Annotated in this window: 6 protein-coding genes and 1 tRNA gene; 5 read left to right on the top strand and 2 right to left on the bottom strand. The window is 64.5% G+C overall.

The features are described 5' to 3' along the window. Positions 1-54 precede the first annotated feature (54 nt). Complete coding sequence (gene serA / locus CVM73_RS38285; RefSeq protein ID WP_100236881.1) at positions 55-1,644, top strand: phosphoglycerate dehydrogenase; 1,590 nt, start codon at positions 55-57, stop codon at positions 1,642-1,644. Between the two features lie 206 nt (positions 1,645-1,850). Next, positions 1,851-3,023 carry a thiolase family protein gene (locus CVM73_RS38280; RefSeq protein WP_100236880.1) on the top strand — a complete coding sequence of 391 codons (1,173 nt, stop codon included), beginning with the start codon at positions 1,851-1,853 and terminating at the stop codon, positions 3,021-3,023. Between the two features lie 164 nt (positions 3,024-3,187). Here CVM73_RS38280 and CVM73_RS38275 read toward each other — a convergent pair whose 3' ends face one another. Continuing rightward, positions 3,188-6,499 (bottom strand): PAS domain S-box protein, encoded by a 3,312-nt coding sequence (locus CVM73_RS38275; RefSeq protein ID WP_100236879.1) that lies wholly within the window; start codon positions 6,497-6,499, stop codon positions 3,188-3,190. Positions 6,500-7,473: 974 nt separating this feature from the next. Here CVM73_RS38275 and CVM73_RS38270 point away from each other — a divergent pair. The 3 genes from CVM73_RS38270 to CVM73_RS38260 all read left to right on the top strand — a co-directional run bounded on the left by CVM73_RS38270 (position 7,474) and on the right by CVM73_RS38260 (position 9,664). Next, complete coding sequence (locus tag CVM73_RS38270) at positions 7,474-7,908, top strand: phasin (protein WP_100236878.1); 435 nt, start codon at positions 7,474-7,476, stop codon at positions 7,906-7,908. 314 nt (positions 7,909-8,222) lie between these two features. Further along, a tRNA-His gene (locus CVM73_RS38265) sits at positions 8,223-8,299 on the top strand. Positions 8,300-8,470: 171 nt separating this feature from the next. After that, positions 8,471-9,664, top strand: a complete 1,194-nt coding sequence (locus tag CVM73_RS38260) for an XRE family transcriptional regulator (protein ID WP_100236877.1) — start codon at positions 8,471-8,473, stop codon at positions 9,662-9,664. Between the two features lie 185 nt (positions 9,665-9,849). On the opposite strand, the gene CVM73_RS38255 is transcribed toward CVM73_RS38260, so the two are convergent. Continuing rightward, positions 9,850-10,149, bottom strand: coding sequence for a hypothetical protein (locus tag CVM73_RS38255; RefSeq protein ID WP_100236876.1), 300 nt, complete (start codon positions 10,147-10,149; stop codon positions 9,850-9,852). Positions 10,150-10,534 lie beyond the last annotated feature (385 nt).

The raw sequence follows: 10,534 nt of genomic DNA, 5'->3' as shown, positions 1-10,534 counted from the left end.
GATGTGTCCTTCACACCCTCCCCCTCCAGGGGAGGGTGTGAAGGACACATCCCCATGACCAAACCCAAAGTTCTCATTTCCGACGCGCTCTCTCCCGCCGCCGTGCAGATCTTCAAAGACCGCGGGGTCGAGGTCGACTTCCAGCCCAATCTCGGCAAGGACAAGGACAAGCTGGCCGAGATCATCGGCAATTACGACGGCCTTGCGATCCGCTCCGCGACCAAGGCGACCGCGAAGATCATCGAGAAGGCGACGAGGCTGAAGGTGATCGGCCGCGCCGGCATCGGCGTCGACAATGTCGAGATTCCCGCCGCCACGGCCAAGGGCATCATCGTGATGAACACGCCGTTCGGCAATTCGATCACGACCGCCGAGCACGCCATCACCCTGATGCTGGCGCTGGCGCGCGAGATCCCGCAGGCGGATGCCTCGACCCAGGCCGGTAAGTGGGAGAAGAACCGCTTCATGGGCGTCGAGATCACCGGCAAGGTGCTCGGTGTCGTCGGTTGCGGCAACATCGGCTCGATCGTCGCCGACCGCGCGCTCGGCCTGCGCATGAAGGTGATTGCGTTCGACCCGTTCCTGTCGCCGGAGCGCGCCAAGGACATCGGCGTCGAGAAGGTCGAGCTCGACGACCTCCTGAAGCGCTCCGATTTCATCACGCTGCATACGCCGCTCACCGAGAAGACCAGGAACATCATCGATGCGGCCGCAATCGCCAAGATGAAGAAGGGCGTGCGTCTGATCAATTGCGCCCGCGGCGGCCTCGTCGACGAGCAGGCGGTGGTCGATGCGCTCAACTCCAAGCACATTGCGGGCGCCGCCTTCGACGTGTTCGTCGAGGAGCCTGCGAACAAGAACGTGCTGTTCGGCCATCCCAACGTGATCTGCACGCCGCATCTCGGCGCTTCCACCACCGAAGCCCAGGAGAACGTCGCGCTCCAGGTCGCCGAGCAGATGTCGGACTACCTGATCTCCGGCGCAATCTCCAACGCCATCAATTTCCCGTCCATCACCGCGGAGGAAGCGCCGAAGCTGCGGCCGTTCATCGCGCTCGCCGAGAAGCTCGGCTCGTTCGCCGGCCAGCTCACCGAGACCGGTATCTCGAAGGTCACGATCACCTATGAGGGCCACGTCGCCGAAATGAAGATCAAGGCGCTGACCTCCGCGGTGCTGTCGGGACTGCTGCGGCCGATGCTGGGCGAGGTCAACGTCGTGTCGGCGCCCGTCGTCGCCAAGGAGCGCGGCATGGTGGTCGACGAGGTGACCCGCGCCGCGCAGAGCGACTATGAGAGCCTGATCACCGTCACGGTCGCGACCGAACGCCAGGAGCGCTCGGTCTCCGGCACCGTCTATCACGACGGCAAGCCGCGCCTCGTCGACATCAAGGGCATCCGCGTCGACGCCGAGTTCGGCAAGTCGATGATCTATGTCACCAACGAGGACAAGCCGGGCTTCATCGGCAAGTTCGCGGGCCTTCTGGGTGACGCCAAGATCAACATTGCGACCTTCCATCTTGGCCGCGTCGAGCAGGGCGGCGACGCCATCGCGCTGGTCGAGGTCGACGGTGTGGTGCCGGCCGACGTGCTCGCCAGGGTGCAGGCCCTGCCCCAGGTCAAGCAGGTCAAGGCGCTGACGTTCTAGGGCACGTCATTCCGGGTTCGCGCTCACGCGCGCCCAGGAATGACGGTCATCATATCACTATATTCCGACCCGCGGAACAACGCCGTCTCCATCATTGGAGGCGGCGTTTTTATTTTCCCCGCGCTTACCAAACTTTGTGTACCAATGGCGCCCAGAACGCTTCGTATCAACGCTCCGTTCAAAATCGTTCGACAAGGGAGAAAACAATGCGTGAAGCCGTCATCGTTTCCTATGCGCGCACGGGCCTCGCCAAATCCGGCCGCGGCGGGTTCAACATCACGGCGCCGATGTCGCTCGCGGCCCACGCCATCAAGCATGCGGTGAGCCGCGCCGGCGTCGACAAGGACTATGTCGAGGACTGCTATCTCGGCAATTGCGCCCATGGCGCGCCGAACATCGGCCGCCAGGCCGCGCTGCTCGCCGGCCTGCCGAAGACCACGGCCGGCGTCTCGGTGAACCGGTTCTGCTCCTCGGGGCTGCAGACCATCGCGATGGCCGCCAACTCGATCCGCTCCGACGGCGCCGATTGCATCGTCGCCGGCGGCGTCGAGAGCATCTCGATTCCCGGCGGCGGCTCGCCGAAGGAATCGATCGATCCTGAATTGCTCAAGGTCGCGCCCGACATCTTCATGGCGATGATCGACACCGCCGACATCGTCGCCGAGCGCTACAAGCTCAGCCGCGAGTACCAGGACGAGTTCTCGCTGGAATCGCAGCGCCGCATGGCTGCCGCGCAGCAGGCGGGCAAGTTCAAGGACGAGATCGTCCCGATGAAGACCAAGATGAAGGTGGTCGACAAGCAGACCAAGGCGGAGTCGATCGTCGATTACGTCGTCGATCGCGACGAATGCAATCGCCCTGACACCACGCTGGAAGGATTGGCAAAACTCGAGCCGGTGAAGGGTCCCGGCAAGTTCGTCACCGCCGGCAATGCCAGCCAGCTCTCCGACGGCGCCGCCGCCGTCGTGCTGATGGAAGCCAAGGATGCCGAGAAGCGCGGCCTCAAGCCGCTCGGCCGCTTCGTCGCCTGGGCCACCGCCGGCTGCGAGCCCGACGAGATGGGCATCGGCCCGGTGTTCGCGATTCCGAAGCTCTTGAAGCGCACCGGCCTCAAGATCGACGACATCGATCTGTGGGAGCTGAACGAGGCCTTCGCCAGCCAGTGCCTGTATTGCCGCGACCAGCTCGGCATCGATCCCGCCAAGTACAACGTCAACGGCGGCTCGATCGCGATCGGCCATCCCTTCGGCATGACCGGCGCCCGTCTCACCGGTCATCTGCTGCAGGAAGGCGCGCGCCGCAAGGCCAAGTGGGGCGTGGTGACGATGTGCATCGGCGGCGGCCAGGGCGGCGCCGGCCTGTTCGAGATCTACAGCTGATCAAGGCGACATGAATGCGAAAGGGCCCGGCGCAAGCCGTGCCCTTTTTTGCAGTCGTCATTCCGGGGCGTCGCGAAGCGACGAGCCCGGAATCCATCGCACCACCGTCGCAGCGGCCCGATGGATTCCGGGCTCGCGCCAAGAGGCGCGCCCCGGAATGACGATTACGCCCGCGCCAGAGCCGGCGCGAACACCACCTCGATCAGCGTGCCGTGGCCTGCGCTCTTGATGTTGAAGCGGGCGCGGTTGGCTTCGACCAGCGCTTTCGTCAGCGACAGGCTCAGCGCCGAGCTGTCTGCGGCATCCCCGGGCGGCGGGGTACGGAACGGCTCCATGGCGGCGGCGACCTCGCGCTCGCTGAGGCCGTGGCCTGTGTCGCGGATGCGAAGAGCAATCTCGCCGTGGTCGGTCAGTGCGGTCGAGACGATGACCTGGCCGCCGGCGGTCGCAAGCCGGATCGAGTTCGAGATCAGGTTCACGGTGATCTGCCGCATCGCGCGCGCGTCGACGCTCACCTGCGGCAGCGCATGGCCGAGCGAGGTGCGGATGATGATGCGCTCGCGATTGGCCTGCGGCTGCATCACCGTGACGCAGGCTTCGACGAGGTCGTTGAGGTTGAGGTTGGCGAAATTGAGATCGAGCTTGCCGGTCTCGATCCGCGACAGCTCCAGGAGGTCGTCGATGATGGCGATGACGCGCTCGCCGGAGGCGCGGATGTCCTTCATGTATTCGCCATAGCGCTCGTTGCCGAGCGCGCCGAAGCGCTCCGAGATCATCACCTCGGCAAAGCCGATGATGGCGTTGAGCGGCGTGCGGATCTCGTGGCTGATCCGCGCCAGCATGTCGGCCTTGGCATTGGCGGCACCGTCGACGAGGCGGCGCGCCTGGCTCAATTCGCTCTCGCCCTTCTTGCTCTGGGAGATGTCGCGGAACACGGCGAAGAAGTTCGGCCCGTCCGGCCGCGTGCGGCCCATGATCATGGCGAGCGGAATGACGCCGCCCTTCTTCTCGCGTCCGAGCACCTCGCGGCCGTGGTCGAGCAGGCTGGAAATGTCCTGGCTCTTCAGGCTTTCGAGATAGTCGGCGACGATCTGCTGGCTCTCGGGCGCGAACAGCGTCATCAGGTTCTGCTCGAGCAGCGCCTCGCCGTCATAGCCGAACAGCGCTTCGGCGCTGCGGTTGCAGGCGTGGATGTTGCCTTCGGCATCGAACATGACGATGCCTTCAGCCGTGGTGTCGAGGATGGCGGCGAGATCCTCCGCCTCGGCTTCGCCGGCCGCGGGCTCGGCTTCGTAGGGGAAGGACTCTGCGACGACGGTCTCGGCGACAACGGTCTCGGCGATCACGGTCTCTGCGATGACAGGCGAGGCCGCGATGGGTGCCGCCTGCGGCAGCGCGCAGATCAGCGCATGCGCGCTCTCGCCGTCCCAGTCGATCGTGTGCAGATGCGCCTCAGTGGTCGCAAGCGGTTCTTCGCCATTGGCGACCGTCGCGCTGATCGTGACAGGCGTGCCGCCTTGCGACGTGCTGCTGGCCGACGACACGCCCGGCTCGACATAGAGCGCATCCAGTCCGCCGGCATGCTCCAGCGCGGTCAGGTTGGAATAGCCCATGCGCGCGAGGAAGGCGGGGTTGGCGTAGAGCAGGCGGTCGAGCCGGTAGATCAGGATGCCTGTCGGCAAGAGATCGAGCAGCGTGCGGTCGCGCGCGCTGGCGCCGCGCGGCGGCGGTGCCGGCTCGGTCAGCCATTCGGCTGCAGCCTGCGGCGGTTCGGGCTCCGCCGGCTCGGCTGAGATCTCCGCCGCCGGCTCGGCCGCGTCAGTCGCGATGGTCTCGCGCTCGCGTTCGAGCCGCTCGGACAATTGCCGTGCGAGCTCGTTGAACGCGCTGTTCTCGACCGGCGCCAGCGTCGGGGAGCGCGTATCGCCGGGCGGGCGGAACGGCACGACATTGGGAGGCGTTTCCACGGGCGTGTCCAGATCGGTTGGGTGTGAAGTCGCGTCGCTTGTGGGCTCTGGCAGGTCAGGCTCGGCTGTTGGCTCGGGTGGCTCGATCGGCGGAGGCGCCGCCGCTGCTTCGGCCGCTGTTTCGGATTTGGCCTCGGGCTCGGCGACCTCAGCGGAGAGGCCCTGCTGCGCCGGCGGCGCGACGAGCAGCTCGAAGCGGCGCAGCGCCTCGAGCCGGTTGAGGCCGTCGAGATCGCGGCAGACGCCAAATCCCCTGAAGCCGGCAAAGTTGCGCATCCGGTCGTAGACCGGCAGGCCCGCAAGCTCGACCGGAAGGTGCTCGCCGCCATCGGCGGGCCAGTTCACGGTGACGCCGGCCCAGGTGTCGTGACTGTCCAGCGCCTTTGCCACGCGCCCGTCCGGATCGAGCGAGAACTCCGCGGCGATCTCGCGCCAGGGGCGGCCGAAGCCGGCGGCCGTGCGCGCGCCGATCAGGCGGATGAAGTCATCGGAGAGAAGCACAAAGCGGTCCTCTGCATCCATCTGCCAGAGGAAGCGCAGCGGATGCTGATGCGGTGCGGGCGGCTCCTGCTGGCCCGAGGCCCCTTGGCCCGACGGCGGCTCGACCATGCCGACAGTGATCGGCGCAGCCTGCGGCGACACAAGGGCTGAGCAGCGGTTTTCAACCGGAGTTTTGGCCGCGGCGTCGGCCGCTTCCGGGACCTGCGCGATCGTCTCGGCTGGTGTTTCGACCGGATCGGTGAAAGCGTCGAACAGCGCGAAGGCGGACGGAGCCGCGCTCGACGGCGCAGGCTGTGCGTTCTCCGGCATTGCAGCCGGAGGCTCGACGGGCGCGGCAGCGCGCGCCGCCGCTGCATTGGCGCCAGGCTCGATCAGCGCGACCAGGCCGACATCGGCACCCGCGCCGACGCGTTGCAGCACCATCTGGCCGATGCCGATCGGCGGCGCGGCGCGGCCGGTTGCCAGCGCATCGCTGCGCGCCCGGTCGAGGCCGGCCTCAAAGAGATCGCGGAAGCCGAGCAGGGCGCGGGCGGCCTCGCTCGCCCCGACGAACAGCCCGTCCGGCGCGAACGCCGCCATCGGCACCTTGGCGCCCGCGACGAGCCGATGCAGCCGCTCGACCAGCGGCATCGTGCGCAGCGTCGGGTCCATCGCGATGACGAGCACAGCATGGCCGCCATCGGCAAAGTCGAGCCGCGCGCAGGCGCAGGTCATCAGCGTGCCGAGCCGGGCGCCGAAGCCGCGCAGCCGTTCGAGCCGCACCGCGCCGTTCGCCGGCAGCTGGCGGGCGAGCCGCGCGATCTGGCGGCGATGGCTGTCGGCGGGGCCGAACACCTTGTCCGAAAGGCCAGCGCTATGCGCCGCGCCGAACAGCTTTGCGCCGACCGGATTGGCCCACAGCACGCGCGCGCCGTCGATCGACCACAGCCAGGCCGGCAGAGGAGAGGTCGCATGCACGGCCAGCCGCGGATCGCCCACCCCTCGCAACTGGAAATCCGAACGCGTCATCAGGCCGGCTGTCGCTCACGCATCAGGTGTGGCGGCTGCCGGGAATGGCAGCCTTAAGAAAGGGTTAGTATCGCCCGGAAGGCGCGGGCAGGTCCACGGCCGCAAGCCCGGAAGAGCGCGCCTAAGCGGCGATAACCTTAATGTGCCCAAACCCGCAAGCCGAGCCGATGTTGCATCCAAGGGATTCGCGGGATGATCACAGCCCGTGCGGCGTAAAAGGTGCCCATCCTCCCCTGGAGGGCAGGGCGATCGCATATGCTTTCGCGGGGACTGTCCGCGGGCTTGCTCCGCCTCTCCCGCTTGCGGGAGAGGCCGACGCGCCCCGGGCGATGCGAAGCATCGTCCCGAGCGCGGCGGGTGAGGGCTCTCGCCGCGCAGGGACAAACTCGGCAAATTCTCAACGACCCCAACGCGGAGACACCCTCTCCCCAACCCTCCCCCGCAAGCGGGGGAGGGAGCCCAGTGCCGATGCCGCCGCATCGTGCACGCCATATGCGATCGCCCTGCCCTGGAGGGGGAGGATCGGTTCGCATATAGCGAAGCGCAGTGCGAACCGAGGTGGGGTGACAGTCTCTCCTCACAGGCGGTGCCCGAGTGGAGAGATCACCCCACCCCGTCTCGCATCGCTGACGCGTTGCGAGCCGACCCTCCCCCTCCAGGGGCCCACAAGGGGAGGGTAAGAACGCGCCGCGCTGCCGAGGGCTTCCGTGCCGCACCCATTTACCTCAACCCCCGGTTCCCCCGGCGGGGAACCTCACGCTCCCCGAGATTAAATTTCGCGGCGCACCGGCCTGGCGCATTGCGATGCACAATGTTGACATGATAGGCAGCCATAGTGTCGCCGCTGGCGAGCCATCTCGTTTGTTTCGCGTTTCCAGTCTTTCGTTCCCGCTCAATGCCAGGGTCCACAATCGGGGCCGGCGGGCGCGCCAGAAGGCTCACTCCATTTTTTACAATTAGCGTGAGGGACAACCATGACAGGTGCGACTGATCCGTTTTCTGCCTCGATCATCCCGTTCGAGGTTCCCGAGCAGATGCGTGCGTTCGCCGAGAAGGGCGTATCGCAGGCCCGCGAGAACTACGCCAAGTTCAAGGACGCGGCCGAGACCCACAACGGCACCGTCGAGGCCGTGTTCACCTCGGCCTCCAAGGGCGCGACCGAGTACACCGCCAAGCTGGTCGAGTTCATGAAGGCCAACTCCAGCGCCCAGCTGGACTTCGCCCAGCAGCTGTTCGGCGCCAAATCGCCGTCGGAAGCGATGGAGCTGTGGACCGGCCACGCCCGCAAGCAGCTCGAGACCTTCCAGTCCCAGGCCAAGGAGCTGGTCGAGCTCTCCCAGCGCGTCGCCAGCGAGACCGCCGAGCCGATCAAGGCGAGTGCCTCGAAGTACTACCACCCCGCCGCCTGAGCGGTGAGGCCGGCTTGAGCTACCGAAACCCGGGCCGAAAGGCCCGGGTTTTTTCACCTCTCCCGCGTGCGGGAGAGGTCGGCGCGTAGCGCCGGGTGAGGGTTCTCTCCCCACGGGGATTTTCCGGTAAGCGCGAGCGCAAACCCTTATCGTCCGCCATCAGGCTCGATTTCATCGCCCCGACTGTGATTTCCGCTGGTTTTTCGTTCGTTTGCGGCCTTGCCAAAAACGCCCGTTGCACCTAGTTTCCGCCCCGTCCAGCCCCCCTTGGCACCGGCCCTCTCAGGGCGTCCCAAGCCGCGGCTCGCCAGGATGCAGTTGTAGCTCAGTTGGTTAGAGCGCCTGTCTGTGGAACAGGAGGTCGGTGGTTCGAGCCCACCCAACTGTACCAAGCAAATCAAATTCTTAGCAGAAATGATCCAACGATCGGGCTAGGGTGAGCAGAAGCGCCGCTCTGTGTTCGCGCCAATGCAGTGCGGTGCGGGCCCTTACTCCGCAACCATGGCGTGACATGTTGAACCGCACACCATTCAGTTTACGTTTTGCGCTAAGGTGACGCGCAATGGCTATCGCCCAGAAGAAAGAAAGAGCGCCGTTCAATCGCGACGTCCTTCAATGGGCGCGGAAGCGCGTGCGGCTGTCTGTGGAGAGCGCGGCGAAAGGAGCCGGGGTAACGCCCGATCACATACAGCGATGGGAAACCGGTGCGGACCTCCCGACCGTGAAGCAAGCCCGTAAGCTGGCAAGTGTCTACGATGTGCCGTTCATGGAGCTTCTTTCTAAGGAGCAGCCGAAAATAAAGGAGCTGGAGCTGGTTCCCGATTTTCGGCTGCATTCAGGCGCTGAGGCTCCAAACGAGCAATACGAACTCCTCCTAATCCAGGCAGAGGCCGAGCAGACACGCCTCAATGCGCTCGATCTCTACGACATTCTGGGAATCAAACCGCCCGTCCTTGACGACTCGTTTTACTGGCCCCTCGGGAAAAACCACGAAGCAGCGGCGACGGCCGTCCGTGAAGCGCTGAGGCTGCCGATGGACGAGCAGTATTCGCGTAAGGGCAACGATAAGGCGAAGTTCATCAGCGCATTCCGGAATTACCTAGAACGCGCGGGCATCATAACTATGAAGAATTCCGGTCTAGCGGCCTTCGGCGCACGAGGCATGTGCCTCTTTGCAAGTTCTCTTCCCGTACTCGTCTTCAGCAAGGAAGCTCCAACCGCACAGGCCTTCACGCTTGCACATGAGCTCGGACACGTCGTCCTCAAGGAGAGCGGAATTAGTGGTCCAATAGGATCAGCACCAAGCAAGACTCGTGAGCGACAGGTAGAGGATTGGTGCGATGGCTTTGCGGGCGCGTTCCTAATGCCGAAAACCGAAATCGTTCGGGTACTCCAGCCAGCGCCGCGACGACCAGAGCGCAGCATAGACGACGGAAAGATCGCAGCCGTGGCCAATGCTTTCTGTGTGAGCCGTCACGCTGCACTGGTTCGTCTCGTTGAGCTTGGTTATGTCGATCAAGATTTTTACTGGCGAGTGAAGAGACCCCAGTTCCTTCAGCAAGAGAAGGAATTCAAAGGCGGCGGTCGTCCCGAATACTATGGTTCAAGATTTCGGTCATCGCGTGGTGACCTTTACACTGGACTTGTCCTTGAAGCGTGGTCGAACGGAATGATCACGAACCACAATGCGGCAGAGTTTATGGGCATCAAAAATCTCGCCCACCTCGATGACATCCGAAATCATTTCAGAACTTGATGAAGAAATATTGCCTCGACACATCGGGGTTGAGCAACCCTCTGGAGTTCATGCCAGAGGACATCCACCCGACCATATGGGCGAAGGTCGCTGGGTTAGGGGTGTTGGTTCGATCGCTTCTCAGGGGCTTCGCAATCCGGGCTCGCTGACCAACAAACAGATCAAGACGATCGCGGCGTCGGCGCTTACTCAGCGGCCTGACCAAAAGTCGTCATCGAAGCCGACGCGGCGGAAGTAAGTCGTTCGATCTTGGTCACAGCGGCGGTCGGGATCGTAAACAGTCCCGACGCTTGATCCCATTCGTCATCGCCGTTGCTTGCTCCCAAGTTCGGCGCGAGAACCTTTGTTTGCTCGTCGTCCTGCACAAGAAACCCAACCGATACGCACTTGTGCGGACGGCGCTTGCCGAGATCGGATAGCCATTGCCAGCCGGGGATAGGCTGGCCGCTATCAACCCATTCAATTCGGACCAAATCAGGAGCCATGGCCGAACCCTCGCTGCCCTATGGTTAACAGGAGTTTAAGATCGTCGCTCCCAAAGGTACTTATGTTCCTCTGCACAACGGTCACAACACCTGTCATCGGACTACCCCACCACCCCCGGCAACGTCACCTCCGCCAGCAGCGTCCCCAGCGCCACCGCGCGTGACACCGGGTTCACCAGCCGCTGATGTGAACCGCAAAGATGTACGCGTTCGCGCCGCGGCCCACGCCAATCCTCGATGCGGATTACGGTGACCGTGCTGGACTGCCCCCCTTAAGTGAGACACGATAATTCCTGTGACAGGCATTTTGAGGATGACCTGTGGCAGTACGAGCAAAGAACCGTCAGTTTCCGACGGCCTACAAATTGAAGGCGATCAGGCGGGT

Source organism: Bradyrhizobium forestalis (genome assembly GCF_002795245.1).
GTDB lineage: Bacteria > Pseudomonadota > Alphaproteobacteria > Rhizobiales > Xanthobacteraceae > Bradyrhizobium > Bradyrhizobium forestalis.
This window is presented reverse-complemented; position numbering and strand designations above follow the sequence as displayed.

Coding starts and splice junctions, on each gene's coding strand:
- serA (WP_100236881.1), top strand. CDS start 55: ATGACCAAACCCAAAGTTCTCATTTCCGACGCGCTCTCTCCCGCCGCC.
- CVM73_RS38280 (WP_100236880.1), top strand. CDS start 1,851: ATGCGTGAAGCCGTCATCGTTTCCTATGCGCGCACGGGCCTCGCCAAA.
- CVM73_RS38275 (WP_100236879.1), bottom strand. CDS start 6,499: ATGACGCGTTCGGATTTCCAGTTGCGAGGGGTGGGCGATCCGCGGCTG.
- CVM73_RS38270 (WP_100236878.1), top strand. CDS start 7,474: ATGACAGGTGCGACTGATCCGTTTTCTGCCTCGATCATCCCGTTCGAG.
- CVM73_RS38260 (WP_100236877.1), top strand. CDS start 8,471: ATGGCTATCGCCCAGAAGAAAGAAAGAGCGCCGTTCAATCGCGACGTC.
- CVM73_RS38255 (WP_100236876.1), bottom strand. CDS start 10,149: ATGGCTCCTGATTTGGTCCGAATTGAATGGGTTGATAGCGGCCAGCCT.